Here is a 26,210-nt window from a genome sequence, read left to right on the forward strand (position 1 = left end):
AGCGCAACCCGATCGCCGCGGTCACCGCGCGGGCCGCGGCCCGGCGGGCCCCCGGCCTGGCCGCGACGCTGCTGGCCTCGGCCGACCACGAGCACCAGCGCGCCGCGGGCCCGTGGCACGCCGAGTGGCAGACGCTGTCGGACCTGCTGGCCGCGGCCGGCGGCGCCGCGTCCCGGCTGCGGACGTCGCTGACCGGGCTGCAGGTGCACACCGAGCGGATGGCCGCCAACCTCCCGCGCCGGCGACGGCCGGCGACCGGGCTGTTCGAGTCGCCGTCCGACGACGCGGTTCCGGTGCCGGAGGGGCGCGAGGGCACTGGGCACGCGGCCGAGCTGGTCGACCGGTTCCTGGCCGACCGCACGGGCTTCGCCCCGGCGGAGCCGGCCGTCAGCGGGTGAAGCCGGGCCGCGTGCACGGCGGCGGGGTATTGCGGACAGGAAATGACCGCTGCGGCTCGTAGCGTCGCGGCCATGGCTGAAGACGCGGACCGCTACGCCCACGGCGTCCCCTGCTGGATCGACACGACCCACCCCGACCCGGCGGGCGCGGCGCGGTTCTACGGCGACCTGTTCGGCTGGCACATCCGGGAGACCCCGGCGGGGCTGGTGGGCAGCCTCGACGGGCGCGACGTCGCCGGCATCGGCGGGCCGCCCGGCGGCCCGACCGAGCCGGGCTGGACCACCTACGTCCGGGTCGACCGGGTGGACGACGCCGCGACCGCGGTGCGGCGGTCGGGCGGGCGCCTGCTCGCCGCGCCGGCCGACGTCGAGGGCGCCGGGCGCACCGCGACGGTCGCCGACCCGGCCGGTGCGGTGTTCCGGCTGTGGGAGGCCCGTGGGCGCGGCGGCGCCCAGGTGGTCAACGACGGCGCCGACGGCGCCTGGAACTGGAGCAACCTGCAGACCCCCGACCCGGCCGCCGTGGAGCCGTTCTACGCGGAGGTGTTCGGCTGGCGGACGGTCCCGCTGGGGGAGAGCTCGATGTGGGTGCTGCCCGGCTACGCCGACGTCCTCGAGCGGTTCTACCCCGGCCTGCGCGAGCGGCACGCCGCGGGCGGCGTCCCCGAGGACTTCTCCAACTGCGTGGGCTGGGTCGGCCCGGGCGCGGACGCCCGCTGGACGGTCACCTTCGCGGTGTCCGACACCGACAAGACCGTCGGGCGGGCGGTGGAGCTCGGGGCCACCGTGCGCGTCGGGCCCCGCACGATCGAGCCGGTGCGGACCGCCGAGCTGACCGACCCGCAGGGCGTCGAGTTCGCCGTCAACACCTACCGACCGGAGCGGTAGGGACCGGGCGACCCGTCACCCGCCGCGGCCCGGTGGACCACCGGTCTGCAGCGCGGCGTGCAGTTGCGCCCGCCCGTTCCAGCGCAGCGTGGCGACGGCCTCGTCACGGGTCAGGCCGGCCACGTCCACCAGCCAGACGAACGCCTCGACACCGGTGGCCGCGCGGATCGCGACGGCGAGCGCGCGCCGGTCGATGTCCGGGTGGGTGGTGGCCAGCGGCTCGAGCGCCTCGCAGATCCAGCCGATGACCCGACCGCGGCGCAGCACCGGCCCGGTCGGGTCGGCACCGGGTTCCAGGGACAGCCGCAGCGACGCGCGCAGCTGGGCCTCCCAGTCGACCACGATGCGGGTGGCCTCCCGCAGGACCACGTCGAGCCGGTCGCGCGGGTCCGCGGGCGCCCCCTCGGCCGGCAGCAGCGAGGCCTGGTCGATCTCGGGGTGCGCGGCGCCGATCAGCGCGGCCTGGTTGGGGAAGTAGCGGTAGGCGGTGGTCCGCGACACCGCGGCGGCCTCGGCGGCGTCCTCGACGGTGGGGGTCACGCCGCGGGCCAGGAGTTCTCGCGCGGCCGCGACGAGGGCCTGCCGGGTGCGGGCCTTCTGGTTGCGGCGGCCGGTCTGTTCGTAGGGCGTTGCCATCACCGCTCACGGTACTCTACTGTCCTTCATGGTACTTCCGTCCCACGAAGGAGTCGCCATGAGCCTCGACCCCGTCCACACGGACCCGCAGTTCTACTCCGTGGTGTTCGAGAACGAGCGCGTCCGCGTGCTGGAGTACCGCGACCGTCCCGGCGACCGGACCTGCGAGCACAGCCACCCCGACATGGTGATCATCCCGCTGAGCACCTTCCAGCGGCGGCTCACCGTGGGCGGGCGCAGCGTCGAGGTGCGCAAGAGCCGGCACGAGGCGGGCTGGGTGCCCGCCCAGACCCACATCGGGGAGAACATCGGCGACACCGTGTCGCACTCGCTGTTCGTGGAGCTGAAGGAACCCGCGCGCTAGAGCCAGCCGCGGTCGCGGGCCATCCGCGCCGCCTCGATGCGGTTGCGCACCCCGAGCTTGGTGATCGCCGTCGACAGGTAGTTGCGCACGGTGCCCTCGGCCAGGTGCAGGCGCGCGGCGATCTCGCCGTTGGGCAGGCCGTCGGCGGCCAGCCGCAGGACGTCGCGCTCGCGGTCGGTCATCGGGTCGGCGGCGTCCCAGGCGGCCATGGCCAGCTGCGGGTCGACCACGCGCTCGCCGGCGTGCACCCGGCGGACCACGCCGACCAGCTGGTCGATCGGGGCGTCCTTGAGCACGTAGCCGGCCACCCCGGAGTCCAGCGCCCGGCGCAGGTAGCCCGACCGGCCGAAGGTCGTGACGATCACGACGCGGGCCCGGTTGCCGTCGCGGCGCAGGGCCGCGGCGACGTCGAGCCCGCTCATGCCGGGCATCTCCACGTCGGTGACCAGGACGTCCGGGTCGTGCTCCAGGACGGCGGCCAGCGCCTTGGGCCCGTCGGTCGCGGTGGCCACGACGTCGAGATCGGGCTCCAGGCGCAGCAGCGCGGCGAACGCGCCGAGCACCATGCCCTGGTCCTCGGCCAGCACGACCCTGATCGTCACGTCGCCACCGCCCGGGGGAGGGTCACGACGAGCGCGGTGCCACCGTGCAGGGACCGGCGGACCTCCCCGCCGAGCGCGGCGATCCGCTCGCGCATGCCGGTCAGGCCGGTGCCGTCGCGGCCGCCGCCGACGCCGTCGTCGGTGACCTCCAGGGCCACCTCCTCGCCGGAGCCGGTGAGGCTGACCACGCACCGGGTGGCCCCGGAGTGGCGAACGACGTTCGTCACCGCCTCGCGCAGGGCCAGCCCGAGCGCGGACTCCGCGGACGGGGTGAGCGTGAGGTCGGGGTCGCGGGTGGTCACCAGCTCGACGCCGGCGGCGGTGAGCGCCTCCCGCGCGTTGTCCAGCTCGGCACCGAAGTCGATCTGGCGCCAGCCGCTGACCGTGGCCCGGACCTCCGCGAGCGCCTCGCGGGCGGCCTTCTCGACGGCCGCCATCTCGACGACGCCGGCGTCCGGGTCGGCCGCGACCAGCCGCTGGGCCAGCTGGGAGCGCACGACGATGCCGGTCAGCGTGTGGCCGAGCAGGTCGTGCAGGTCGCGGGAGATCCGCTCGCGCTCGGCCACCGTCGCCAGGTGCTCGACCTGGGCGCTGCGGGCCTGCGCGGCGCGGCCCTCGGCGCCGGCCTCGATGCAGATGAGCCCGATCACCCAGATCAGCACGGCGTGCGGGCCGAAGGCCCACAACCGCCAGGGCAGCGGGATCTGCGACAGCGCGGTCAGCAGCACCACCAGCGCGGTGAGCCCGACCAGCCAGCGCAGCGCCACCGTGCGCCGCCGGTGGCTGCCCGCGATGCCACCGGCGTAGACGAGCAGCACGGCGCCGCCGGGGTTGACCGGGGTGACCAGCAGCGCCAACCCGGTGCTGATCCACTCGCCGTAGTCGCGCAGCGGACCGGGCCGCAGGTCGACGGCGAGGTAGAACGGCACGTAGACGGCGATGGTCAGCGCGCCGATGACGTACACCCAGCCGGGCGCATCCGCGTCGAAGAGCGGCATGTAGAGCAGCGCGCTCACCCAGAACAGGGTGACGAAGGTGGCCGGGCGCCACCGCTTGGGCGAGTCGTCCCACCAGGCGCGCAGGGCCGCGGCGCCCCACCGTCGGGCGGGGCGCCGCGGCCCTTCCGCCGCTCCGCTCACACCCGCAGGTTACGGTAGGCGAGACCGGCCAGAGCGGCCGCGACCACCGTGCTGACCAGCAGCGCGACCAGGTGACCGAGCCCCCCGGCCCCGGTCAGCTGGCCCAGCGCGAGCTGCGCCAGGTGGAAGGTCGGCAGCACCGGGGCGATCGCCTGGACGACGCCGGGCAGCATCTCCGGCGGGATCCACAGCCCCGAGGCGATCGACATCGGGAACAGGATCGCGTTCAGGATGGCCACCGTCGCGTTCGACGAGGCCACGAACCCGACGGCCAGGCTGAGCAGCGCGAACGGCAGCCCGCCCAGCAGCAGCACCCCGACCAGGCGCAGCCAGGTGCCCACGTCCAGCACCGGGCCGGCGACCAGCAGCGAGACCGCGCTGATCGCCAACAGGGACAGCAGCGCGTAGGGCAGCGCGGCGATCACCTTCGCCGCGACGGAGACGGCGATCGGGGTCCCGGAGACCTTCTTGACCCGCAGCCAGCCCCGGGTGCGGTCGTCGGCCACGGTCACCCCCGGGTTGACCATCATCACCGTGGCCACGGTGAACGTCCCGTAGGTCGCCAGCATCGTCGCGGCGGCCGGCAGCCCGGACGGCGAGGTGTAGCCGCCGAAGATCCCGGCGAACAGCGCGAAGAACAGCACCGGCATCAGGACCGCGAAGAACAGCGCCGTCGGCTCGCGCAGGATCGCGCGCAGCCCCTCGGCCACCTCCACCCCGAGCACACGCGCGTCGAATCCCTCGCGGCGCTCCACGGCCCGCTCCACCACCGCGGTCATGCCGGCACCCCCATCGTCTCGTCGTCCCGCTCGGATCGGTCGTCGGTGAGGGCGAACAGGGCCTGCTCCAGGCCGGCGCCCTCCACCCGCAGCTCGCCCAGCGCGTCGTCGAGCGGGAGCCAGGCGCGCAGCACCCGCTCCGGCTCGGCGCTGGTCACCCGCACGCGCTCGCCGTCGCGCACGGCGGTGAGCACGCCGGGCAGGCCGCGCAGCACCACGACGTCGACGCCGCTGCGGGCGGTCAGGGTGCGGTCGGCGAGCCGCGCGGACAGCCCGCCCGGGCTGTCCTCGGCCACCACGCGACCGCGGTGCAGCACCACGACCCGGTCGGCCGTCGACGCGGCCTCCTCCAGGATGTGGGTGGTCAGCAGGATGCCGACGCCCGCGTCCCGGCGCCGGGCCAGCACCTGCCAGAACGTGCGGCGCGCGGCCACGTCCAGGCCGGCGGTCGGCTCGTCGAGCAGCAGCAGGTCGGGGTCGCCGACCAGGGCCATGGCCAGCGCGACCCGCTGGCGCTGCCCGCCGGACAGCTTCGCCGAGCGGCGCCGGGCCAGGTCGGTGATCCCGACCTCGGCCAGCACCGGCCCGGCCGCGGCGGCCGGCCGCCCGGCCCGCACGGCCGCCCCGCGCACCAGCTCGGCCACCGTCAGCGTCGTGGGGAAGCCCATCGTCTGCTGGACGACGCCGAGGTGGCGGCGGGTGGCGGCCGAGCGCGGGTCGCCGCCGCACACCCGCACCCGGCCCTCCTGGGCGGCCAGCAGCCCGGTCGCCAGCCCGATCAGCGTCGTCTTCCCGGCCCCGTTGGGGCCAAGCAGCGCGACGCACTCGCCGGGCGCCACGCGGAGGTCGACCCCGTCGACGGCGGTCAGCGCGCCGTAGCGGTGCCGCACCCCCTCGATCTGCAGTACTCGCGCGTCCATGCCGGCAACGATGCCGCCCGGGTGCCGCGGCCGGCAGTGGAGCACATCATGAGCCGGACCTGACCAATGTCACGGCTGTCGGGGGTGGGCGGCAGACTGCCGGTGTGAGAAAGCGGACGCCGGCCGGACCGACCCTGACCGTCGCGCAGCTGAACCGGGCCGTGCTGGCCCGCCAGCTGCTGCTGGAGCGGTCCGGGCTGTCGCTGCCCGAGGTCGCCGGCCGGGTCGCCGGCCTGCAGACGCAGTACGCGCCGTCGGGCTACGTGGGCATGTGGTCGAGGGTGCGCGACTTCCGCCGCGAGCAGCTCACCGCCGCCCTGCTGGCCGGGGAGATCGTCCAGGGCTGGGTGATGCGCTGCACCATCCACATGGTCGCCGCGGCCGACTACCCGCCGTTCACCGAGGCCGTGCGGGCGCCGCGCCGGGTGTGGTGGCAGCGCAGCGCCGGGGCGGCGGGGGAGGTCGACATGGACGCGGTGGCCGACCTGGTGCGCGGGTACCTGGCCGAGGGCCCGCTCAAGCAGGCCGAGCTCCAGCAGCGGCTGCTCGCCGACGGGCTGCCCCGCGAGGTCTGGCCGGGCGTCCAGCTGTGGGTCGACCTCGTCCGCCACCCCTCGGCGGGCACGTGGGAGCGTCCCCGCGCCCACGTCTACGCCCTCGCGGGCCCCGACCTGGTCCCCGATCCGCCGCTCGACGTCGCCGCCTCGCGCGACATGCTGGCCCGGCGCTACCTCGGCGCGTTCGGACCCGCGTCGGCCAAGGACGTGGCGAGCTTCTGCGGCTGGTCGGTCACCGAGGCGCGCGCGGTGCTGGCCCGGCTGGAGCTGCGCCGCTTCGCCGACGAGGCCGGCGGCGAGCTGGTCGACCTGCCCGACGCGCCGCTGCCCGACGCCGACACCCCGGCCCCGGTCCGGTTCCTCGGCCAGTGGGAGGCGGTCCTGCTCGCGCACGCCCGCCGCGCCCAGGTCCTGCCCGACGAGCACCGCTCGAAGGTCTTCCACGTGCGCATGCCGCAGTCGATCCGCACGTTCCTGGTCGACGGGCGGGTCGCCGGCACCTGGACGGTCGACGGGGGCCTGCGGTGGCAGCCCTTCGCGCCGCTGGACCCGGCGTGGCAGCGGGCCGTCGAGGAGGAGGCCGAGCGCCTCACCGCCTTCCACGACGCCGACAGCTGACGCGGTCACCCACTATCCCGAGAACCTCTTCGCGAGATCCCGGAGCCGTTCCACAGCCTCGGCCAACTGGTCGTCGGTGATGATCGCGCCAGGCGTCGGGCCCATGCGCTCGAACTGGTCGGCGAAGCGCAGGTACTCCCGGTGGGCATGTTCTCGGCAGGCGAGGCAGGTGACGCTTTCCGGACGGGGCGAGGTCATCGCGTAGGCCACCCGAATGCCGCAACCTGTGGTGACGACGCTCGGCGCGTCGGTGGCGCGGCCCAGCATCGACGAGATCAGGTTGCGGACGGTGGGGCCGGCCTCCAGCACCTTCTGCTCGACGTGGATGTGCGGGTCGGTCTCGCTCATCTGCCCGCACCTCCATCGGGGTCGTTCCCGAACGAGGCTACTGCCCGGCATGTCGCCGACCCGGTGCACGGATGTGGTCACCGCACGGATGGCCCGGGCACTAGACCTCCGCGGGCTCGACCTCCGCGGAGACCGCGTCGCGCTCACCCACCCGCTCCCGCAGCTCGTCGAGCGGCAGCGGCCGGCTGCGGGTGACCGTCGCCGCGGCGGCCGCGGGCAGCGCGACGAACGGGTAGACCCGGTCCAGCTCGGCGATCCCGGCGCACGCCTGCTCGCAGAACCGCAGCACCCGGTCCGGCGCCCAGGACGGCAGCACGGCCAGGAAGTCCTCCTCGTCCAGGCGCACCAGCCGGTCGCCCTCGCCGAGCAGGTCCCGCACGCAGCCGGTCACGCCGGCGAGCGCGTCGGTCGCGGCGCGCAGCCCGAACTGCTCGCGCAGCCCGGCCAGCCCGGGGACCCGCAGCAGGGCCAGGCCGACCGGGAGGCTGCCGCCCAGCCCGGCGGTCCAGCGGTGCAGGAACCGCTCGGTGTGCAGGCCGGTGCGCGGGTCGCGCTCGGTGTCGTCGGCGTCGGTGGCGGCCAGCACGGCGGTCAGCCGGGTGCGCTCGTCGACGCTCACCGCGGTGCGCCCGGCCAGGAAGCGCAGCGGCACGTTCCACCAGTCCTGCTGGGCCGGCTCGGGCTCGGTGAGCACGGCGTGCAGGACCTCGTCGACCTGGTCGCGCAGGTCGGGTGGGAGGCGCAGCCTGCCGCGCAGGCGCAGGACCTCGCCGTAGGCGTCGGCGCGGCGGAAGGACCAGCCCGCCCGGAAGCGCCTGCCCTCCTCCAGGGTCGCCGCGCCCGGGTCGACCGTCTCCAGGTCGGTGGCCACGAGCGTCGCGCCGCCGCGCGGGCCGAGCACCGTGACGCTCCACTCGCGGGCCAGCTCGTCCGAGCCGGGGAACAGGCAGTGCCGCACGCCGGGCGGCAGCTCCGGCGGGACGTCCTCGGCCAGGCCGACGACGGTGACCGCGCCGCGGGCGGCGATGTCGCGGTAGACCGCCTGCTCGCGGGCGAAGTACGACGCCTTCTGGAACATCGCGAGGACCACCAGCGGATCGCCCGGGCGGGCGGCGAGCGCGAACTGCTCGATGGCGTGCGAGAGCTCCACGAGCACCCGCTTGCCGAACAGGTTCTGACCGGAGGTCTCCACGGGCCCACAGGCTAGCGGCCGGTCGCCGCGCTCCCGGACGGCCGAACGGCAGAGGGCAAGGGGCTCGTCGGAGGGTGACGACGCGTCGGATGACTGACGGCCGTCCGGGTGGCGGGGACGTAGGGTTGGCCCACCGGCGGAAGCACAGCCCGGCACCGCTCCACCACCCGGTGCCGTTCGCCGACGTCCAGGACACGGCCGACCCGACGGCCGTGACGGAGGAGGGCACATGCACGAGGGCAACATCGGCGGCGGGCGAGCGCGGGTCGCGGTCATCGGCGCCGGACCGTCCGGCCTCTACGCGGCGGCGGCGCTGCTGGCCTCGGGCGAGCCGGTGAGCGTGGAGGTGCTCGACCGGTTGCCCGCCCCGTACGGCCTGGTCCGCTACGGGGTCGCGCCCGACCACGTGAAGATGAAGTCGGTCATCCGGGTGCTGCAGCGCCCGTTCGACCCGGCCGAGGTGGAGTTCCTCGGCGGGGTGCGGATCGGCGAGGGCGGGGTCCCGCTCGACGTCCTGCGCGAGCACTTCCACGCCGTCGTGCACGCCACCGGCAGCTCGATCGACCGCGACCTCGACATCCCGGGGGAGGACCTGCCCGGCTCGTACGGCTCCGGGCCGTTCGTCAGCTGGTACTGCGGCCACCCCGACCACATCGGGCTCGCGCCGCGGCTCGACCACCCGGGCGCGGCGGTCGTCGGGGCCGGCAACGTGGCGCTGGACGTGGCCAGGGTGCTCGCCCGCGACCCCGAGGAGATGGCCGCCACCGATGTGCCCGACCAGGTGCTCGACCTCCTGCGCTCCAGCGCCGTGCGCGACGTGCACGTGCTGATCCGGCGCGCCCCCCAGCACGTCCGGTTCACCCCCGCCGAGCTGCGCCAGATCGGCGAGCTGGCCGACGTCGACGTGCTGGTCCACGACGACGGCCTGCTCGCCGCCGGCGTCCCCGAGCCGGCGGACCGCCGCCAGCGCCAGAACCTCGACATCCTGCGCGGCTGGGCGAGCGCACCGTCGACCGGCGGCGCCCGCCGCATCCACCTGCGGTTCCTGCGCAGCCCCGTGCGCCTGGACGGCGACGACCGGGTGAGCGCGGTGGTCGCCGAGCGCAACACCGTCTCCGCCGACGACCGGGTCAGCGGCACCGGCGAACTGGAGGCGCTCGACGTCGGGCTGGTCGTGCGGGCGATCGGCTACCGCGCCGAGCCCGTGCCCGGCCTGCCGTTCGACGAGCGCGGCGGCATCGTGCCGAACGAGGCCGGCCGGGTGCTCCGCGACGGGCAGCGGGTGCCCGGCGCCTACGTCACCGGCTGGATCAAGCGCGGTCCGACCGGGGTGATCGGCACCAACAAGTCCGACGCCGCCGAGACCGTGGCCGCCGTGCTGGAGGACCTGCCGTCGCTGCCGGCACCCGCGCACCCGGAGCCGGAGGCGCTGCGGGAGACCCTCGCCGCGCACGGCGTGCACCCGGTCGACTGGACGGGCTGGCTGCGGCTGGACGCCGAGGAGGTGCGCCGCGGCGGCCTGCGGGAGGCGGAGCGGGTCAAGGTGGCGGACATGGCCGAGATGCTGGAGCACGCCCGCGGCGTGCCGGCGCGCTGACCGCCGACGGCTCGGGCGGGGCAGTCCGCCCGAGCCGACCGGACATCAGTACCGGTCGACCGAGACGACGGCCGGGAGGGCGCCGATGCGCTCGGTGAAGGTGGCCGACTCGGCGTCGGTGACCGAGACCGTGCAGAGGACCGAGCTGTAGGGCACGCCCTCGTGGACCTCGACGGTGAAGTCGCGGACCGGGAAACCGCACTCGCGGAGCGCGTCGCCGACGCACAGGACGCCGTCCATGCCGCCGGTCGTCACGATCTCGTGGCGGCGCTGCAGGCGGGGGGCGTAGGTCGAGCGGGGAGAGACGTCGAGAATCGTCATGATCGGCTCCAGTGGCGGGGTTCTGCGGGGCAGGTGACCCGAGCCAGGCCTCGGTAGTGGTGGGGAATGCGCGCGCCGGCGGCCTGGCTCAGCCGGCGCGCGGCGGTACTGCCGCGGCGAGAGCGAGGGCGATGCGCATGCCGATCACTGTAGCGCCAGTCACCACGGCCGCACACCCGGGCTCACCGGAGGCAGGGGTTTCCCCCGGTCGGCCTCGACCACGGGGGCGGACACCCCGTGGTCGACCGGGGTCCGGCCCGGGACGCGCGAACGCCCGGGAGACCACTGGTCTCCCGGGCGTTCGCGCAGGTGGGGGCGGTGAGCCGCCCGTCGTCCCTACCGCCGGCTGTAGGACCGGCGGCGGGTGCCGATCCCGGCCAGGTGCAGGCCCACGCAGAGCAGACCGGCCAGCATCAGCACGTCCCAGGTGATGACCTCCAGGGCGACACCGGCCAGTCGGAAGATGAGGGCCAGGCCGAACAGCACCGCGGCGACGATCGCGACCATTGTCGTGTCCTCTCAGGTATCCGATTCCGCTCGGATGTGCTCGGGCTTGTTCCCGATCGGGGCACGAGTTCCCGATCAGGCGCACTCCTCAAACCGGCCGTAATGCACTCGTTGCCGGCTGCACCTGTTCGCCCGGAATCGCTACTCCGTTCGGAGAACGACTGGCCGAATGGTTAGGCCTTCCGCAGTACGTCGATGGCCGGCGCGAACATGTCGTCGGAATGGCGGTAGGGGGCGTAGAAGGAGAACCGGTCGACCCAGCGGCCCCAGCGCTCCAGCACGGCGGCGCCGAGGGCGTCCGGCTCGGCGGTGACCGCGAACGCGTCGAGGACCTCGTCGTCGACGAGCTCGCCCATCTTCTGCCAGCGCTGCGGGTCCGAACCCTTGGACAGCCGGTTCAGCTCGGTCTGCAGCTCGCCCCAGCCGTGCAGCTCCAGCACCGGGCGGTAGGCGGGGGTGCTGGCGTAGAAGGCGATCTGCTGCCTGGTGCCCCGGGCCGCCTCGGCCATCTCCTCCTCGGTCCGGCCGGTGACCACGAAGCCGCCGAAGCTGATCGAGAAGTCGGCGGGTTTGCGCCCCGATCTCGCCAACCCCTCGTGCACGATCGGCAGCGTGACCTCCTCCAGGTAGCGGGCCGTGGTGAACGCGTGCGGCTGCAGGCCGTCGCACACCTCGCCCGCCGTGCGGGTCATCAGCTCGCCCACGGCGGCCAGGTACACCTTCGGCGGGCCCCACGGGCTCGGCGCCGGCGTGAAGAACGGCGTCATCAGCGTGTGCTGGTAGAAGTCGCCGCGGAAGTCGAGCTTCTCGCCGTCGTTCCACGCCGCCCAGATCGCCCGCAGCGCCGAGACGTACTCGCGCATCCGCTTGGCCGGGCTGGACCACGGCATGCTGAACCGGCGCTCGATGTGCGGCTTGATCTGGCTGCCCAGCCCGAGCAGGAACCGGCCCTCCGACAGCACCTGCAGGTCGTGCGCGGTGTTCGCCACGGTCATCGGGCTGCGGCCGAACGCCACCGCGATGCCGGTGCCCATCGCCACCCGCTCGGTGTGCTCGGCGATCACCATGTGCGGCAGGAACGGGTCGTGCGCGGTCTCCGCGGTCCACAGCCCGTCGTAGCCCGCCTCCTCCCGCCCGCGGACCTCGGTGGCCAGGTCCGCCAGCCCGGTGCTGCGCACCCCGATATCGACCTTCATCCGCCGCTCCTCCTCGTCGATCACGCGCCCGGCTCGATGATGGTCGACGCGGGCGCGGGACGACAGCGCCGCGCCGGTAGCGTCGCGGGCCGTGACGAGCGCTCAGCCGCGGCAGCGGGCCGTGCACGCACCGGTGGCCCTCGCGGTCGCGGCGGGCGCGGCACTGCTCGCGCTGGTCGGGCACGCGGTGGTGCTGACCATCTGGCCGGACGCCCACACCCTGCTGATCGACCTGGAGGTCTACCGGGCGGGCGGGCGGTACCTGCTCGACGGACGCCCGCTCTACGAGCACGGCGTCGTGCTCGACCTGCTGCCGTTCGTCTACCCGCCGGTGGCCGCGGTCCTGTTCGCCCCGCTGGCGCTCCTGCCGATGCCGGTGCTGAAGGTCCTCTGGACCGCGCTGGGGCTCGTCCTGCTGGCCCTCGTGGCCCGCCGCTGCGCGCGCGCCGTCGGGGTGCCGGCGGGGCCGCCGACGGTCGCCGCGGTGGTGCTGGTGACGGCACTGGCCACCTGGCTCGACCCCGTCCGCACCACGCTGTACCTCGGCCAGATCAACATCGTGCTGCTGGCCCTGGTGGCCGGCGACCTGCTGGGCCGGCGCGACAGCCGCTGGCGCGGGGTCGGCCTCGGGCTGGCCGCCGCGGTCAAGCTCACCCCGCTGCTGTTCGTCGCCTTCCTGCTGCTGCGCCGGCAGTACCGGGCCGCCGCGACGGCCGTCGGCACCTTCGTCGCCGCCGGCGCGCTCGGCTTCCTGCTCGCCCCCGCCGACTCCGTGCGGTACTGGCTGCGCGGCACCTTCGCCGCCGCCGACCGCATCGCCGCCGTCGACGGCAACGCCAACCACTCCGTCAACGGCCTGGTCACCCGCCTCCTCGGCCCCGGACCGGTCGCCACAGCCGTCTACCTCGTCTGCGCGGCCCTGCTCGTCGCGGCGACCCTGGCGGTGGCCGTGCGGCTGGCGGATCGGGGCGAAGAGGTGCTCGCGCTGAGCCTGTGCGGCCTCTGCGCGGCCGCCGCGTCGCCGTTCGCGTGGTCGCACCACTGGGTGTGGGTGGTGCCGATGCTCGTCGCGCTGGCGGCTCGCGGGTCGTGGTGGGGGTTCGCCGCGGTGCTGGGGACGACGCTGGCGGTGATCACGGCGCTACCGGGGCCGGTGGTGGGGCCGATCCCGAGCACCGGGGTGATCTCGTTCTTCCCGGACGCCTACCTGGTGGTGTTCGTGGTGGTGCTGGGGGTGGTGGGGTTCGGCGCCCGAGGCGGGATGCCTCGGGCGTTTGAGGGGCCTCCGGCGGTTTGAGGGGTCTCCGGCGTTCTTGAGGGGCCTCCGGCGGCGCCTTCGCGGCGGGCGACCTCAGATCGAGCAGGGGGGCTTGGGGGGACGCCGGGCGCGGCGGGCCCTCGCAGACTCAGGGGTGTGCTCGCAGCCCGCCGGCGGGCTGCGACGACTCCGCCAGCGCTGCGGCACCCACCCGGCGCTGCGAGGACACTCGCCCCGCGCTGCGAGGACGCCCCGCCCCGCCCCTCGCCGAATGGCGCCGCGGACGCCACGGAGCGCAACGACGAAGGGGCCCCGCCATCACGGCGGGGCCCCTCGTGAAGAGCGCTGATCAGTCCGTCAGGTCCTTCGGTCGTCCGGCGTCCGGCCGGCCGGCGAGCGCCTGGCGCTCCTCGACCCGGCGTTCGCGGTTCGCGTCGCCCTCGTCGCCGCGGTGGAGCGCCGCCTCGGCGGCCTCCTCCTCGCGCCGGGCCCTCTCCAGGGCCGCGGTCTGCTCCGGCGGGTCGGGGGTGAGCAGCGAGCCGGGGACCGGGGCGCCGCCCATGCCCAGCTGGTTCATCCGCTTGGGCACCGGGGCGCCCTGGTACTCCAGCGGGATGGCGTGGCCGTGCGAGTCGACGCCGGCCAGCGGCTGGTGCACCTCGATGAACTCGCCGTGCGGCAGCCGCTTGATGATGCCGGTCTCGATGCCGTGCTCCAGCACCGCGCGGTCGCCGCGCTGCAGGCCCAGGCAGATCCGGTAGGTCACCCAGTAGGCGATCGGCGGGATCACCAGCAGGCCGATCCGGCCCATCCACGTCGTGGCGTTGAGCGACACGTCGAAGAAGTAGGCGAACCAGTCGTTGGCCGAGGAGACCAGCAGCACGAGGTAGAACGCGATGGCCATGGCGCCCAGCGACGTGCGGACCGGCACGTCGCGCGGGCGCTGCAGCAGGTTGTGCAGCGCGTTGTCCCCGGTGAACCGTCTCTCGATCGCCGGGTACGCGCCGGCCAGCACGAAGATGACCGGCAGGAACATCGCCGTCGGGATGAACGTCGCCGGGATCGTGTAGTCGCCGATCACGAACTCCCAGGCCGGCCAGAGCCGGGCCATGCCGTCCGACCAGCCCATGTAGAAGTCGGGCTGGGAGCCGGCGGAGACCTGCGACGGGTTGTACGGGCCGAGGTTCCAGATCGGGTTGATCTGGAACAGCCCGGCCATCAGGCCCATGACACCGACCGAGACGGCGAAGAAGGCGCCGCCCTTGGCCGCGAACGCCGGCAGGATCCGGACGCCGACGACGTTCTTCTCGGTGCGCCCGGCGCCCGGGAACTGGGTGTGCTTCTGGTACCACACCAGGCCCACGTGCACCGCGATGAGCGCGAGCAGGATGCCCGGCAGCAGCAGCACGTGCACGATGTAGAGCCGCGGGATGATCTCGGTGCCGGGGAACTCGCTGCCGAACAGGATGTAGTTCAGCCAGGTGCCCACGACCGGCGTCGACAGCGTGATGCCGGAGGCGATCCGCAGGCCGGTGCCGGAGAGCAGGTCGTCGGGCAGGGAGTAGCCGGAGAAGCCCTCGAACGTGCCGATGAAGATCAGCAGGATGCCGATGACCCAGTTGGCCTCGCGCGGCTTGCGGAACGCGCCGGTGAAGAACGTCCGGAACATGTGGGCGAACATCGACGCCATGAACAGCAGCGCGGCCCAGTGGTGGATCTGGCGGACGAACAGCCCGCCCCGGTACTCGAACGAGATCTCCAGCGCGCTCTCGTACGCCCGGCTCATGTGCACGCCGCGGAGGTTCTCGAACGGCCCGTTGTAGGTGACCTCGACCATGGACGGGTCGAAGAACAGGCCGAGGTAGGTGCCCGAGAGCAGCAGCACGATGAAGCTGTAGAGCGCGATCTCACCGAGCATGAACGACCAGTGGGTCGGGAAGACCTTGTTGAACTGCTTCCGCAGGCCCGCCGCCGGGTGGTAGCGCTGGTCGAGCTCGTCGAGGGCTCCGGCCGCCCGGTCCTTCAGGCCGCCGCTGGACGTGGTGGGTGTGGTTATCGAACTCATGACCCGTGGATCTCCCAGAAGGACGGCCCGATGGCTTCGGGGAAGTCCCCCGTGGCCACGAGGTAACCCTCGTCATTCACAGTGATGGGCAGTTGGGGGAGCGGGCGTGCCGCCGGCCCGAAGACCGGCTTGCCGTACTCGGTCGCGATGAACTGCGACTGGTGGCACGGGCAGAGGATCCGGTTGGTCTGCGACTCGAAGAGCGAGGTCGGGCAGCCCAGGTGGGTGCAGATCTTGGAGAAGGCGTAGTAGTCGCCGTGGTGGAAGTCCTCCTGGCCCTCCCGCAGCGTCACCGGGGTGCCGGGGCGCAGGCGGATGAGCATCACCGGATTGTCGGACTTCCGCAGCGCCTTGACCAGGGCCTCCTCGTCGCCGCGCTCGGACTCGCGGAACGGGAACACCGTCATCATCGAGCCCGGGTCCTGGTCCTCGGGGCGGACCAGGGCGATCTCGGACGGGTCGCCGGTGTCGTAGCGCAGGTAGACCGTCTCGCCGTTCACCGGCTTCCAGCCGGTGACCCACAGGTCGGCCTCCTCGCGGCCCTTCCACGGGTCGCGGATCAGCGGGGCGACGGCGGCGATGCCCAGGCCAAGGCCGAACACGCCGGCGGCCAGCCCGGCCGTCCGCTTGATCAGCGAGCGGCGGGCGATGTCGGTGTCCTTGCCGGCCTTGGCCAGCTGGGCGATCACCGTGCGCCGGGCGACCTCGTCGGAGGGGCCGTCGTGGCGCTGCTGCACCGACACCTCGTCCGGGAAGAACTTCTTCACGTAGGAGATGACGCCGATGCCCAGGGCCAGCACGGACAGCCCGAAGAACAGCCCGACCAGCGGCGTGTAGGCCGAGTACAGCTGGTGGCCGGGCTGGCCGGGTGCGACGTACTCGTAGGGCCAGAAGAGGAAGACCCCGATGAAGGCGACGGCCGACAGCGCGGAGATCAGGAACCACAGCGCGACGGCGCGCTCGGCGCGCTTCTCGGCGCGGGTGCCCGGGACCGGCCACTTGCGCTGGTTGTGGACGATCTCGACGTCGTCCAACCGGGCGGCGAGGACCGCGAGCTCCTCGGGGCCCATGTCGTCGAGCTCGGCCCGGGTCGGGACGTGCGCCGGGCTCGGGTTCTCCGCGCCCAGCGACGGCGGCTCGTCGTGTCGCGATGTGGTCATGACTTGGCCCCCAGCCAGAGTGCGAAGCCGATCATGCCGGCCAGGCCGACGATGAAGGCGATCAGGCCCTCGGACACCGGTCCGATGCCGCCGAGGTCGTTGCCGCCGGGGTTGTTGTTGCCCCGCACGGACAGGACGTAGGCGATGATGTCCTCCTTCTCCTCCACCGTGAGCTGGCGGTCGGAGAACTTGGGCATGTTCTGCGGGCCGGTGAGCATGGCCGCGTAGATGACGTCCGGCGTCGCCGGGTCGAGCGACGGGGCGAACTTGCCCGACGACAGCGCCGCCCCGCGACCGGTGAAGTTGTGGCAGGACGCGCAGTTGAGCCGGAACAGCTCGCCACCGCGGGCGGGGTTGTCGCCGATCAGCTGCTCACCCTCCCTGGTGGGCAGGGTCGGGCCGCCGCCGTTGGCCTGGATGAAGGCGCCCAGCGCCTCCAGGTTCGCCGCGCCTTCCTCGGTGTTCGGGTCGAACTGCGGCACCGGGGGCTTGCGCTGGGCCTGCGCCTCCTGGCGGGCGAGCGGCATGCGGCCGGTGGAGACCTGGAACCAGACCGCGGCGTCGCCGACGCCGATGAGGCTCGGGCCGCGGTCCTGCACGCCCTGCAGGTTGCCGCCGTGGCAGGTGATGCAGGCGTTGTTGTAGAGCTGCTGGCCCTGCGCGATGAGGGCGGTGTCCTCGCTCTGCGCCCGCGCGACGTTGGCCTCGGGGGTCAGCGCGACGTACGCGCCGCCGGCGACGAGCAGCCCGACGCCCAGCGCGACCGCGCCGGCGATCCGCCGGCGGAACCGCGTGCGGGGTCCTCTGCCCGCTCCGGCCTGCGGCGTCGGGGGAGGGGGTGTGGTGGTGGTCATCGGTGCGTCTTCTCGCCCTCGACGGTCAGCGGATGAAGTAGATGACGGCGAACAGGCCGATCCACACCACGTCGACGAAGTGCCAGTAGTACGACACGACGATCGCCGCGGTGGCCTGCTGCGGGGTGAACTTGCTCAGCTTGGTGCGGATCATCAGGTAGACGAACGCGACCAGGCCGCCGGTGACGTGCAGACCGTGGAAGCCGGTGGCGAGGTAGAACACCGTGCCGTACGGGCCCGAGGAGATCGTGGTGCCCTCGTGCACGAGCTGGATGTACTCGTAGACCTGGCCGAGCACGAAGAAGGTGCCCATCGCCAGGGTGAGCATGTACCAGCGGCGCAGCCCGAACACGTCGCCGCGCTCGGCGGCGAACACGCCGAACTGGCAGGTGAACGACGACAGGATCAGGACGATCGTGACCCCCAGCGCGTAGGGGACGTTCAGCTCGGTGGGGTGCGGGGGCCATCCCTCGGTGGGGGCCACCTGCGCTCGCGCGGTGAAGTAGATCGCGAAGAGCCCGGCGAAGAACATCAGCTCGCTGGACAGCCAGACGATCGTGCCAACGCTGACCAGGTTCGGGCGATTCAGCGAGTGGATGCGCGCGCTGATCGTGGGGGCGGCTGTCGTCACGCGGGCATTATGACCCCCGGCCAACTTCTACGGCCTGTCGGGGACGGTGTTTCTTCTACAACTTGTCGTGGACGGCTCGGCGGCGCCGCCCGGCCGGGGACCCGACCCGGTCTCCCGGCGTGCGGTCTAGAGTTCGCGCCGTGAGCAGCCCCGCCGCCCGCCCGAGCCTGACCGTGCTGGTGTTCAGCCACCGACCCGAGGTCAGGGAGGCCATCATCACGGCCATCGGCCGGCGCCCGGCGCCCGACCTGGGCCGGGTCAGCTTCCTGGAGGCCGGCGGGATCGCCGAGGTGCTCGCCGCCGCCGACGCCGGCCGGGTCGACCTGGCCATCCTGGACGGCGAGGCGCAGCCCACCGGAGGGATGGGGCTGTCGCGCCAGCTGAAGAACGAGATCGACGACTGCCCGCCCATCGTCGTCACCGCCCGCCGCCGCGACGACCGCTGGCTCGCCACCTGGTCGCAGGCCGACGCGGTGCTGGTGCACCCGCTCGACCCGCTGACCGCCGCCGAGACCGTCGCCGACGTCCTGCGCCGCGCCGGTCGCGGCGCCGACCCGGCCCTGCACGGCTGACCGGGGCGTGGGCGGGGCTGTGGGCGGCGAGCTGACCTGGCCGGGGCTGCTGCGGCGGCTGCTGAGCGGCGACCACCTGGCCGCCGAGGACACGGCCTGGGTCATGGACCGGGTGCTGTCCGACGAGGCCAGTCCCGTGCAGCTGGCGGGGTTCCTGGTCGCGTTGCGCGCCAAGGGGGAAACCCCCGACGAGGTCGCCGGGCTCGCGGCCGCGATGCTGCGGCACGCGCGGCGGGTGCACGTCCCGGTGCGCGCCGTGGACGTCGTCGGCACCGGCGGCGACCAGGCCAACACCGTGAACATCTCGTCGATGGCGGCCGTCGTCGTGGCCGCCGCCGGCGTCCCGGTGGTCAAGCACGGCAACCGGGCGGCGTCCTCGGCCAGCGGCGCAGCCGACGTCCTGCAGGCCCTCGGGGTCGCCGTCGACCTGCCGCCGGACGGGGTCGCGGCGTGCGTGGCCGAGGTCGGCATCGGCTTCTGCTTCGCCCCGGTGTTCCACCCGGCCATGCGCCACGCCGGCCCGGTCCGCGCCCAGCTGGGCGTGCCCACGGCGATGAACCTGCTCGGCCCGCTGTCCAACCCTGCCCAGCCGGCCGCCGGACTGGTGGGCTGCGCGGACGCCCGGCTGGCCCCGGTGATCGCCGAGGTGTTCGCGGGGCGCGGGGCGTCGGCGCTGGTCGTGCGCGGCGACGACGGCCTCGACGAGCTGACGACCACCACCACGAGCACTGTCCGGGTGGTGGGGGACGGCGAGGTCCGCACCACCACCCTCGACCCCGCCGCCTTCGGGATCGCCCCCGCCACCCGCGACGACCTCCGCGGCGGCGACGCCGAGGTCAACGCCCGGGTGTTCCGCGACGTCCTCGCCGGCGGGGGTGGCCCCGTGCGCGACGCGGTGCTGCTGAACGCGGCCGGCGCCGTGGTGGCGTTCGACGGCCCGCACGCCGACCCGTTGGCCGCCTTCCCGGGTGCGCTGGAACGGGTGGCGGCCGCGGTGGACTCCGGTGCGGCGGCCGGGGTACTGGCCCGCTGGGCGGAGTTCTCCACAGCCCAACGGGCGTGACACGCATCACCTGGCCGAGTTGCGGGTAGTCCGACAGGGTGAACCGCCGGAGTCACCGGCTGTGACTCTACGGTTCGGCGCCGACAGGTCCGCCCGCCGACGGGAGCTGCCACGTGATCGAGGGGAAGCAGGTCGACCTGCGCATCGACGTGGCGCACGGAGCCCGCATCTGGAACTACTGGTTGGGCGGCAAGGACAACTTCGCCGCCGACCGCGCGGTGGGCGACGCCGTGAAGGCCGTCGCCCCGATCATCTCCGACTACGCCGTCAGCTCGCGCGAGTTCCTGGCCCGCGCGGTGCGCTTCCTCGCCGGGTCCGGCGTGCACCAGTTCCTCGACGTCGGCACCGGCCTGCCCACCGCGCAGAACACCCACGAGGTCGCCCAGGGCGTCACCCCGGCCGCGAAGGTCGTCTACGTCGACAACGACCCGCTGGTGCTGTCGCACGCCCGCGCGCTGCTGCGCAGCACCAGCCCCGAGGGCGCCACGCTCTTCGTCGACGCCGACTACCGGTACCCGGACGACGTCCTCGCCGGCGCCGCGGAGCTGCTCGACCTCGACCAGCCCGTCGCCGTGCTGTTCATGGGCGTGCTCGGGTACGTCGAGGAGGCCGAGGAGGCCCGCACGATCATCCGGCGGGTGCTCGACGCGGTGCCACCGGGCAGCTGCCTCGCCCTGTGGGACGCCACCGACACCAGCGGGGTCGCCAGGGCGGCCGCCTCGGCCCAGGCCGGCCTGGGCTCGCCCTACCGCCTGCGCACCGTCGCCGAGATCGCCGGCTGGTTCCAGGGCCTCGAGGTGCTCGACCCGGGGATCGTGTCGATCACCCGGTGGCGGGCCGACGGCCCCGCCGCCGAGATCGACGCCTACGGCGGGATCGCCCGCAAACCCGGCTGACCGCCCGTCCGGTCCAGCCCGGTCGTCAGTCCAGCCCGGTCGTCAGTCCAGCCCGACGGAGAACGCGGCCTCGGTGTCGCGCTGGCTGTAGGACCGGAACGCGATGTGGGTGTCGGTGCTGCGCACCCCCTCCACCTTGCTCAACCCCCCGGCGATCACGTCGGCCAACTGCTCGTGCTCGCGGACCCGCACGACCGCGACCAGGTCGACGTCGCCGGCGCACGAGTAGACCTCGGAGACGCCGTCGAGGTCGGCGATGGCCTGAGCGGTCTCCGGGATGCGGTCGGCTGCGGTGTGGACCAGGACGAACGCGGTGATCACGAACGGCTCCTTCGGGTGGGGCGGCGCGGGGTACGGGCGAACGCTAGTGCCCCGGGGCCTGGGGGCGTCCTCGCAGGGGCGGTGTGGTCTTCGCAGGTGCCGTGGAGCCTGCGAAGACCATGGTGACTCTGCGAGGAGGTCCGGCAGACGTGCGGAGCGGAGGCCGGTGCGTGACCACGTGGTGCGCGCGGTGCTGGGGTTCGCCGACGCCGCAGGGGCTCAGCTCAGCCCCGCCTCCTCCGGATCTCCGCGCACCGGGCGCGCCTTCTCCGCCCACGGCATCCACGCCGCGGCCCCGCGGGCCGGCTCGCCCCAGGCGGGCTCGGCGCGGACCAGCCGGGTCCCGCCGGTGGTCAGCCAGCGGTGCAGCAGGTGGACCTCCTCGGCGGGGGCGCCGCGCAACGGTCCGTCGTCGGGGAGGACCGTCTGCGCGCCCAGGCTGAGGGCGTCGATGACGGGCATCGGCGGGGTGCCGCGGCGGGCGACGCCGGCGGCGGCGAGGCGGCCGTGGCGGACCACCGCGATCTCCCAGCCGCCGGCTCCGTCGGGGCGGGCGCCGACCAGTTCGGTGATCGCGGCGAGGGCGGCGAGGCGCTGGGAGCGGTGCAGGCCGAGGATCAGGCCGGCGAGCTGGTCGCGGTGGGTGGCGGCCTGCTCGAAGCGGCCGCGCTCGCCGAGGTCGTGGACGCGGTCGGCGAGCCGACCCAGGGCGGTGCTGTCGGTGCCCGCGGTGAGGTCGCGCAGGGCGAGCACGGCCGGCTCGTACTGCCGCGGGGTCTGCAGGCCGGCGCAGGGCGCGGCGCAGCGGCCGATCTCGTGCAGGGCGCAGGGTGTCGCGCTGGCGCCGGTGGCGGGGATCCGCTGGGTGCAGGGCCGCAGGGGGACGGCGTCGAGGATGGTGTCGACCGCGGCGGCGGCGTCCTGGCGCGACCGGAACGGGCCCATCGCGCCGTCGCGGGCGGTGGTGACGACCGACAGCCGGGGGAACGCCTCGCTGGTCGGCACGACCCACCAGCCGCGGTGGGGGCGTCGGGAGCGGCGGTTGTAGCGGGGCTGGTGGGCGGCGATGAGCCGCAGCTCGCGCACCCCGGCCTCCAGGGCGTGCGCGCAGACCACGGTGTCGACGCGCTCGGCGAGGGTGACCATGTCGCGGATGCGGCGGCGCCGCTCGCCGGCGGTGAAGTAGCTGCGGACGCGGCGGTGCAGGTCGCCGCTGGTGCCGACGTAGAGGACCTCGTCGCGCGGGCCGCGGAACAGGTAGACGCCGGGCGCGGAGGGCACGTCGCGGGCCAGTTCGCGCTTGCGCCGCTGGCCGGAGGTGGGCCGGTGCGGCGCGGACTCGCGGGTCAGCGCCAGCAGCTCCTCCAGGCTCTGCACGCCGAGGTTGCCGACGCGCTCCAGCAGCCGGTGCAGCACCTCGACGGTGGCGCGGGCGTCGGCGAGGGCCCGGTGGGTGGGGGTGGTCTCGGTGCCGAAGAGCCGGGCCAGCGCCCCCAGCCGGACGCTGGGGGCCTCGTCGTGGGGCAGGACCGCGCGGGCGAGGCGGGCGGTGCACAGCACCGGCGGGCGCGGCCAGAGCTGGCCGTGGCGCTCGCAGGCCGCGCGCAGGAAGCCGGAGTCGAACGGCGCGTTGTGCGCCACCAGGACGGCGCCGCGCAGGAACTCCAGCACCGACGGCAGGACCTCGGGCAGCCGCGGGGCGCCGGCGACCATCGCGGTGGTGATGCCGGTGAGCGCGACGACGTGGGGGGCCAGGCCGGTGCCCGGGTCGACCAGCGTGGCCAGCTCGCCGACCCGCTCGCCGCCGCGCACCTTGACCGCGCCGATCTCGGTGATCGAGTCGGTGCGGTTCGAGCCGCCCGTGGTCTCCAGGTCGAGCACGACGAAGGTCACCTCGCGCAGCGGGGTGCCGAGCTCGTCGAAGGAGAGTTGGGGAGCGCCTCGGTTCCTTCCTTCGGGCACGGGGGCGGACGCTAACCGGCCGCACCGACAGAACGTCCGACACCGCAGGGAAGGGCTGTATCGATCTGTTGCCGCGCGTCCTCCGCGGGCCGGCCCTTACCCAAGTAACCTGGGCTGATGTCGAGCCCGGAAACAACCCCACCCGCCGGGGTAAGGGCTGTCCGCTCGACCGACGACGACGCCGGTCCGGCCGGCCCCGAACCCGACGCCACCGACTGCACGGACGCCCCCGACGCGGCCGAGGTCAAGGCGGTCGACTGGGACCGCCTGCCCGACGCCGTGCGCTCCCGGCTCGCCGAGCTCGCGGCCACCGCCATCGCCGGCATGCCGCCCGCCCAGCTGCCCGTCCCGCTGCGCCGGCTGGCCCGCTTCCACCCCGCCAAGCGGGCCAAGCTCGGCGGGGCGTCGCTGGTCGCCGAGCTGTCGTGCTCCGCGGCGTTCCGGGCCGACGTGGTCGCCTGGTGGGACGAGCACCGCCCCGGCGAGCTGGCGGCCGAGCTGGCCTCCGAGGCCGACGACCCGCTCACCGCGGCGGCTGCCGCCGTCCTGGTCGGCGACCCGTCGGCGGCCGACGTCGTGGCCGCCGCCGCCCGTCGCGGCGAGGTCGGGGAGCTGCGCGCGGAGCTCGACGCCGCGCTGTCGCGGATCGACAAGCTGACCATCGAGCTGGAGCGGCTGCGCGGGGAGCTGGGCGAGTCGCGCAGCCGCGAGCGCTCGGCGGGGGCCCAGCGTGAGCACGAGTACCAGCAGCTGCGCAGGCGGGTCTCCGAGCAGGGCGCGCGGCTGCGCGCCGCGCTCGACGCCAGCGCCGCGGCCGAGCGGACCGTCGAGGACGTGCGGCGCGCGGCGGCCACCGAGCTGTCCGAAGTGCGGGCCCAGTTGGAGCGCGAGCGCGTCCGGGCCGCGGAGGAGCGGCGCCGGGCCGACCGCGCCGCGGCCGAGGTCGCCGCGGCCCGCCAGGCCGCCAAGGAGGCCCGCAAGGCCGACGAGGTGCGGCTGTCGCTGCTGCTCGACACGCTCGGCGGCGCGGTCACCGGGCTGCGGCGCGAGCTGGCGATCGGCGGCGGCGGACCGCGCCCGGCCGACCTCGTGGCCGGCGCGACGGCGGGGCGCGCCGGTGGCGCCGTCGACACCCTCACCGCCCTGGACGCCCTGCTCAGCGTGCCGGCGGTGCACCTGATCGTCGACGGCTACAACGTCAGCAAGACCGGCTACCCCGAGCTGCCGCTGGCCGACCAGCGCGAACGCCTCGCCGGGCAGCTGGCCGCGCTGGCCGCCCGCACCGGGGTGGAGATCACGGTCGTGTTCGACGGGGCGGGCGTGGTCACCGCCCCCACCCGCGGGGCCCGCGGGCTGCGCGTGCTGTTCAGCGACCCCGGCGTGCTGGCCGACGACGTCATCCGCGACCTGGTCGCCGTCGAGCCGCAGGGCCGCCCGGTCGTGGTCGCCACGTCCGACCGGGCCGTCGTCGACTCGGTCCGCCAGTGCGGCGCGCACGCGGTGCCCTCCGCCGTCCTGCTGGGTCGGCTGGTCCGGTCCTGACCTGCCGATCGACCGGATGTTCGAGTCCGGTGCGACGGAACTGTCGGTGGTCGGTCGTAACGTCCCCGTCGTCAAACGTCATCCGACGTCGAGGAGGCGACATGATCATCGATTGCGACAGCTGCGAGGTCCGCGGCGCGGCCTGCGGCGACTGCGTGATCGGCGTGCTGATGGGGGCCCCCGCGGCCGCCGCCGGGGAGGCGGAGCTGCCGGCCGGGGTGCCGCCCGGCGCGCCGATCGTGCAGTTCGACGCACCGGAGCGGCGCGCGCTGGCCGTGCTCGCAGATCAAGGCCTGGTGCCGAGATTGCGACTGGTGGCCCCCGAGCCGCGCCGAGCGAGCACCACCGACGACAGTTCGGAGTCGATGCGCGACGCAGGGTGAGACGGCGGCGGCCGTTCGCCGCAGTTGGCCGCCCTTCGCCCCCGTCGGGTGACCGCTCACCCCCGGAGGGCGCGGGGGTCCGGTGTTGGACGCCCCGGATGCCTCTCCGTAATCTCCGCCAGGCTTCGCGGTTGGTCGCCATCTACAACGCGGATGGCGCTGCGAGGTCACGCACATTACCCCGATCGGACGGCGTTACTACGCCGAATTGGGGATGTGCGGGCGATGCGGAGGGAGACTCATCCGCGTGGTGTCGCTGCGGCGTAGCCCGTCCGAGCGCAGACGGACGTCCCGTCGGATCGCCTCGATGGTCACCGTGGCCCTGGCCGTGCTACTGGCCGTGACGCTGAGCAGCGCACCGGCCCTGGCCCAGCCCCTCCAGCCGCCGCCGGACAACGCCGAGGACGCCCGGGCCCAGCTGGACCAGGTGCGCCGCGACGCCGAGGCGCTCACCGAGGAATGGCACAACGCCAAGGACGAGTTCGAGGCCCGCCGCGCCGAGGCCGACACGCTGCGCGCGGCCGTCGAGCCGGCCCGGATCGCCGCCGACGAGGCCCGCGCGGAGCAGGAGCGCTTCCGCGTCGAGGTCGACCAGTTGGCGATGTCGACGTTCGAGAGCGGCACCCTCGACCAGTTCAACGCCCTGCTGGCCAGCGACTCGCCGCAGGAGTTCCTGGACCAGATGTCGGCCCTGGAGACCCTCTCCGCCGACTACCGCGCCGCCCTCGCCGAGCTGACGGCCATCGTCGACCGCGCCGCCGCCGCCCAGGCCGACGCGGACGCCGCCGCGGCCCGCGCGCAGGCCGCCGCCGACGAGGCCGGCCGCGCCGAGCAGGAGATCGCGGTCCGCAAGAAGGCCGCCGAGCAGCGGATCGCCGAGGCCTACGCGATCCTGGAGCGGCTCAGCCCGCAGGAGCGCCGCGACGCCAACGGCCCGGACGTGGCCGGGCCGGTCGGCCCGATCAGCGGCTCGGGCGCCGGCGTGCAGGCGATCAAGTTCGCCCAGACCAAGCTCGGGCAGCCCTACCTCTACGGCGGCAACGGCCCCGAACGCTTCGACTGCTCCGGGCTGACCTCGTGGTCGTTCAAGCAGATCGGCATCACCCTGCCGCGGGCGAGCCGCCAGCAGGCCACCGTCGGCACGCCGGTGTCGTTCGACCAGATGGAGCCCGGCGACCTGGTGTTCTTCTACCAGCCGATCAGCCACGTCGGCATCTACATCGGCGACGGCAAGATGATCGCCGCCCCGCAGACCGGCGACGTGGTCAAGTACTCGAAGGTCAACCGGGCCAACTTCACCACCGCCCGGCGCATCTGATGCGATGAAGGAGCGGGGCCTCCGCTCCTCGTGACCCTCGGCTCATGCTCGAGGTGTGCACGCCATCGATTCGAGGAGGCCCCTGTGAGCGGAGCATACGAGGGACGCCAGATCGTCGGGGTG

The 26,210-nt window shown here is 74.4% G+C and carries 27 protein-coding genes and 1 pseudogene; 12 read left to right on the forward strand and 16 right to left on the reverse strand.

Annotated elements, in window-relative coordinates; translation table 11 throughout:
• Together KIK08_RS40215 and KIK08_RS23085 are read left to right on the forward strand one after the other, a co-directional pair.
• Positions 1–398 (forward strand): annotated as a pseudogene (locus tag KIK08_RS40215) (3-carboxy-cis,cis-muconate cycloisomerase); the annotation flags it as partial.
• A 72-nt stretch (positions 399–470) separates the two neighbouring features.
• Complete coding sequence (locus KIK08_RS23085) at positions 471–1,286, forward strand: VOC family protein (RefSeq protein WP_214405323.1); 816 nt, start codon at positions 471–473, stop codon at positions 1,284–1,286.
• 15 nt (positions 1,287–1,301) lie between these two features.
• Here the strand turns inward: KIK08_RS23085 and KIK08_RS23090 are convergent, their stop codons facing one another.
• Positions 1,302–1,922 (reverse strand): TetR/AcrR family transcriptional regulator, encoded by a 621-nt coding sequence (locus tag KIK08_RS23090; RefSeq protein ID WP_214405324.1) that lies wholly within the window; start codon positions 1,920–1,922, stop codon positions 1,302–1,304.
• 58 nt (positions 1,923–1,980) lie between these two features.
• Between KIK08_RS23090 and KIK08_RS23095 the strand changes: the two genes are divergently transcribed.
• Positions 1,981–2,286: a cupin domain-containing protein gene (locus KIK08_RS23095; RefSeq protein WP_214405325.1), complete on the forward strand. Its 306-nt coding sequence runs from the start codon at positions 1,981–1,983 to the stop codon at positions 2,284–2,286.
• On the opposite strand, the gene KIK08_RS23100 is transcribed toward KIK08_RS23095, so the two are convergent.
• The 4 genes from KIK08_RS23100 to KIK08_RS23115 are packed head-to-tail and all read right to left on the reverse strand — an operon-like array spanning position 2,283 to position 5,726.
• Entirely contained in the window at positions 2,283–2,888 is a 606-nt protein-coding gene (locus KIK08_RS23100) for a response regulator transcription factor (RefSeq protein WP_214405326.1), read from the reverse strand. The genes KIK08_RS23095 and KIK08_RS23100 overlap by 4 nt on opposite strands.
• On the reverse strand, positions 2,885–4,027 hold the full coding sequence (locus tag KIK08_RS23105) for a sensor histidine kinase (RefSeq protein ID WP_214405327.1): 1,143 nt from the start codon (positions 4,025–4,027) through the stop codon (positions 2,885–2,887). The genes KIK08_RS23100 and KIK08_RS23105 overlap by 4 nt, the downstream gene beginning before the upstream one ends.
• Positions 4,024–4,806, reverse strand: coding sequence for an ABC transporter permease (locus tag KIK08_RS23110; protein WP_214405328.1), 783 nt, complete (start codon positions 4,804–4,806; stop codon positions 4,024–4,026). Before KIK08_RS23110 ends, KIK08_RS23105 begins: the two co-directional genes overlap by 4 nt.
• On the reverse strand, positions 4,803–5,726 hold the full coding sequence (locus tag KIK08_RS23115) for an ABC transporter ATP-binding protein (protein ID WP_214405329.1): 924 nt from the start codon (positions 5,724–5,726) through the stop codon (positions 4,803–4,805). Before KIK08_RS23115 ends, KIK08_RS23110 begins: the two co-directional genes overlap by 4 nt.
• Before the next feature lie 104 nt (positions 5,727–5,830).
• Here KIK08_RS23115 and KIK08_RS23120 point away from each other — a divergent pair, with 104 nt between their 5' ends.
• Complete coding sequence (locus KIK08_RS23120) at positions 5,831–6,901, forward strand: winged helix DNA-binding domain-containing protein (protein ID WP_308257820.1); 1,071 nt, start codon at positions 5,831–5,833, stop codon at positions 6,899–6,901.
• 12 nt (positions 6,902–6,913) lie between these two features.
• On the opposite strand, the gene KIK08_RS23125 is transcribed toward KIK08_RS23120, so the two are convergent.
• Positions 6,914–7,249, reverse strand: a complete 336-nt coding sequence (locus KIK08_RS23125; protein WP_214405330.1) for a hypothetical protein — start codon at positions 7,247–7,249, stop codon at positions 6,914–6,916.
• A gap of 100 nt (positions 7,250–7,349) precedes the next feature.
• Entirely contained in the window at positions 7,350–8,441 is a 1,092-nt protein-coding gene (locus KIK08_RS23130) for a DICT sensory domain-containing protein (protein WP_214405331.1), read from the reverse strand.
• Between the two features lie 229 nt (positions 8,442–8,670).
• Between KIK08_RS23130 and KIK08_RS23135 the strand changes: the two genes are divergently transcribed.
• Positions 8,671–10,038, forward strand: coding sequence for an FAD-dependent oxidoreductase (locus KIK08_RS23135; protein WP_250557645.1), 1,368 nt, complete (start codon positions 8,671–8,673; stop codon positions 10,036–10,038).
• Positions 10,039–10,083: 45 nt separating this feature from the next.
• On the opposite strand, the gene KIK08_RS23140 is transcribed toward KIK08_RS23135, so the two are convergent.
• From KIK08_RS23140 to KIK08_RS23150, 3 genes are all read right to left on the reverse strand, one after another.
• Entirely contained in the window at positions 10,084–10,359 is a 276-nt protein-coding gene (locus KIK08_RS23140; RefSeq protein ID WP_214405332.1) for a hypothetical protein, read from the reverse strand.
• Between the two features lie 336 nt (positions 10,360–10,695).
• Positions 10,696–10,866 (reverse strand): hypothetical protein, encoded by a 171-nt coding sequence (locus KIK08_RS23145; protein ID WP_214405333.1) that lies wholly within the window; start codon positions 10,864–10,866, stop codon positions 10,696–10,698.
• 173 nt (positions 10,867–11,039) lie between these two features.
• Positions 11,040–12,062: an LLM class F420-dependent oxidoreductase gene (locus KIK08_RS23150; RefSeq protein ID WP_214405334.1), complete on the reverse strand. Its 1,023-nt coding sequence runs from the start codon at positions 12,060–12,062 to the stop codon at positions 11,040–11,042.
• 91 nt (positions 12,063–12,153) lie between these two features.
• Here KIK08_RS23150 and KIK08_RS23155 point away from each other — a divergent pair, with 91 nt between their 5' ends.
• Entirely contained in the window at positions 12,154–13,359 is a 1,206-nt protein-coding gene (locus KIK08_RS23155) for a glycosyltransferase 87 family protein (protein ID WP_214405335.1), read from the forward strand.
• Between the two features lie 310 nt (positions 13,360–13,669).
• Here the strand turns inward: KIK08_RS23155 and qcrB are convergent, their stop codons facing one another.
• The 4 genes from qcrB to ctaE are packed head-to-tail and all read right to left on the reverse strand — an operon-like array spanning position 13,670 to position 18,030.
• Positions 13,670–15,385 (reverse strand): cytochrome bc1 complex cytochrome b subunit, encoded by a 1,716-nt coding sequence (gene qcrB, locus KIK08_RS23160; RefSeq protein WP_214405336.1) that lies wholly within the window; start codon positions 15,383–15,385, stop codon positions 13,670–13,672.
• Positions 15,382–16,545 carry a cytochrome bc1 complex Rieske iron-sulfur subunit gene (gene qcrA, locus KIK08_RS23165; RefSeq protein WP_214405337.1) on the reverse strand — a complete coding sequence of 388 codons (1,164 nt, stop codon included), beginning with the start codon at positions 16,543–16,545 and terminating at the stop codon, positions 15,382–15,384. Before qcrA ends, qcrB begins: the two co-directional genes overlap by 4 nt.
• The gene (gene qcrC / locus KIK08_RS23170) at positions 16,542–17,399 is read right to left on the reverse strand and encodes a cytochrome bc1 complex diheme cytochrome c subunit (RefSeq protein WP_214405338.1); all 858 of its coding nucleotides are present in this window, start codon (positions 17,397–17,399) and stop codon (positions 16,542–16,544) included. The genes qcrA and qcrC overlap by 4 nt, the downstream gene beginning before the upstream one ends.
• Before the next feature lie 25 nt (positions 17,400–17,424).
• Positions 17,425–18,030 carry an aa3-type cytochrome oxidase subunit III gene (gene ctaE, locus KIK08_RS23175; protein WP_214405339.1) on the reverse strand — a complete coding sequence of 202 codons (606 nt, stop codon included), beginning with the start codon at positions 18,028–18,030 and terminating at the stop codon, positions 17,425–17,427.
• 140 nt (positions 18,031–18,170) lie between these two features.
• Here ctaE and KIK08_RS23180 point away from each other — a divergent pair, with 140 nt between their 5' ends.
• The 3 genes from KIK08_RS23180 (at position 18,171) to KIK08_RS23190 (ending at position 20,561) form a co-directional block, all read left to right on the forward strand.
• Positions 18,171–18,602, forward strand: a complete 432-nt coding sequence (locus tag KIK08_RS23180) for a hypothetical protein (protein ID WP_214405340.1) — start codon at positions 18,171–18,173, stop codon at positions 18,600–18,602.
• A 7-nt stretch (positions 18,603–18,609) separates the two neighbouring features.
• The gene (gene trpD / locus KIK08_RS23185) at positions 18,610–19,665 is read left to right on the forward strand and encodes an anthranilate phosphoribosyltransferase (RefSeq protein ID WP_308257821.1); all 1,056 of its coding nucleotides are present in this window, start codon (positions 18,610–18,612) and stop codon (positions 19,663–19,665) included.
• Between the two features lie 113 nt (positions 19,666–19,778).
• Positions 19,779–20,561, forward strand: coding sequence for an SAM-dependent methyltransferase (locus KIK08_RS23190; RefSeq protein ID WP_308257822.1), 783 nt, complete (start codon positions 19,779–19,781; stop codon positions 20,559–20,561).
• A 42-nt stretch (positions 20,562–20,603) separates the two neighbouring features.
• Here the strand turns inward: KIK08_RS23190 and KIK08_RS23195 are convergent, their stop codons facing one another.
• Positions 20,604–20,882 (reverse strand): Lrp/AsnC family transcriptional regulator, encoded by a 279-nt coding sequence (locus KIK08_RS23195; RefSeq protein WP_214405341.1) that lies wholly within the window; start codon positions 20,880–20,882, stop codon positions 20,604–20,606.
• Positions 20,883–21,101: 219 nt separating this feature from the next.
• Complete coding sequence (locus KIK08_RS23200) at positions 21,102–22,844, reverse strand: DEDD exonuclease domain-containing protein (RefSeq protein ID WP_214405342.1); 1,743 nt, start codon at positions 22,842–22,844, stop codon at positions 21,102–21,104.
• 117 nt (positions 22,845–22,961) lie between these two features.
• Between KIK08_RS23200 and KIK08_RS23205 the strand changes: the two genes are divergently transcribed.
• The 3 genes from KIK08_RS23205 to KIK08_RS23215 all read left to right on the forward strand — a co-directional run bounded on the left by KIK08_RS23205 (position 22,962) and on the right by KIK08_RS23215 (position 26,087).
• Positions 22,962–24,386 (forward strand): NYN domain-containing protein, encoded by a 1,425-nt coding sequence (locus tag KIK08_RS23205; RefSeq protein WP_214405343.1) that lies wholly within the window; start codon positions 22,962–22,964, stop codon positions 24,384–24,386.
• 101 nt (positions 24,387–24,487) lie between these two features.
• Positions 24,488–24,769 (forward strand): hypothetical protein, encoded by a 282-nt coding sequence (locus KIK08_RS23210; RefSeq protein ID WP_214405344.1) that lies wholly within the window; start codon positions 24,488–24,490, stop codon positions 24,767–24,769.
• Positions 24,770–25,076: 307 nt separating this feature from the next.
• A complete protein-coding gene (locus KIK08_RS23215; RefSeq protein ID WP_214405345.1) occupies positions 25,077–26,087 on the forward strand; it encodes a C40 family peptidase in 1,011 nt (336 codons plus the stop codon).
• The last annotated feature ends 123 nt before the right edge of the window (positions 26,088–26,210 follow it).

It is taken from the genome of Pseudonocardia lacus (assembly GCF_018531445.1).
GTDB classification, from domain to species: domain Bacteria; phylum Actinomycetota; class Actinomycetes; order Mycobacteriales; family Pseudonocardiaceae; genus Pseudonocardia; species Pseudonocardia lacus.

Excerpts from the sequence above, each read along its gene's own strand:
- KIK08_RS23085 (WP_214405323.1), top strand. The coding sequence starts at position 471 with ATGGCTGAAGACGCGGACCGCTACGCCCACGGCGTCCCCTGCTGGATC.
- KIK08_RS23090 (WP_214405324.1), bottom strand. The coding sequence starts at position 1,922 with ATGGCAACGCCCTACGAACAGACCGGCCGCCGCAACCAGAAGGCCCGC.
- KIK08_RS23095 (WP_214405325.1), top strand. The coding sequence starts at position 1,981 with ATGAGCCTCGACCCCGTCCACACGGACCCGCAGTTCTACTCCGTGGTG.
- KIK08_RS23110 (WP_214405328.1), bottom strand. The coding sequence starts at position 4,806 with ATGACCGCGGTGGTGGAGCGGGCCGTGGAGCGCCGCGAGGGATTCGAC.
- KIK08_RS23115 (WP_214405329.1), bottom strand. The coding sequence starts at position 5,726 with ATGGACGCGCGAGTACTGCAGATCGAGGGGGTGCGGCACCGCTACGGC.
- KIK08_RS23125 (WP_214405330.1), bottom strand. The coding sequence starts at position 7,249 with ATGAGCGAGACCGACCCGCACATCCACGTCGAGCAGAAGGTGCTGGAG.
- KIK08_RS23135 (WP_250557645.1), top strand. The coding sequence starts at position 8,671 with ATGCACGAGGGCAACATCGGCGGCGGGCGAGCGCGGGTCGCGGTCATC.
- KIK08_RS23140 (WP_214405332.1), bottom strand. The coding sequence starts at position 10,359 with ATGACGATTCTCGACGTCTCTCCCCGCTCGACCTACGCCCCCCGCCTG.
- KIK08_RS23145 (WP_214405333.1), bottom strand. The coding sequence starts at position 10,866 with ATGGTCGCGATCGTCGCCGCGGTGCTGTTCGGCCTGGCCCTCATCTTC.
- KIK08_RS23150 (WP_214405334.1), bottom strand. The coding sequence starts at position 12,062 with ATGAAGGTCGATATCGGGGTGCGCAGCACCGGGCTGGCGGACCTGGCC.
- qcrB (WP_214405336.1), bottom strand. The coding sequence starts at position 15,385 with ATGAGTTCGATAACCACACCCACCACGTCCAGCGGCGGCCTGAAGGAC.
- qcrA (WP_214405337.1), bottom strand. The coding sequence starts at position 16,545 with ATGACCACATCGCGACACGACGAGCCGCCGTCGCTGGGCGCGGAGAAC.
- qcrC (WP_214405338.1), bottom strand. The coding sequence starts at position 17,399 with ATGACCACCACCACACCCCCTCCCCCGACGCCGCAGGCCGGAGCGGGC.
- KIK08_RS23205 (WP_214405343.1), top strand. The coding sequence starts at position 22,962 with ATGTCGAGCCCGGAAACAACCCCACCCGCCGGGGTAAGGGCTGTCCGC.
- KIK08_RS23210 (WP_214405344.1), top strand. The coding sequence starts at position 24,488 with ATGATCATCGATTGCGACAGCTGCGAGGTCCGCGGCGCGGCCTGCGGC.
- KIK08_RS23215 (WP_214405345.1), top strand. The coding sequence starts at position 25,077 with ATGGTCACCGTGGCCCTGGCCGTGCTACTGGCCGTGACGCTGAGCAGC.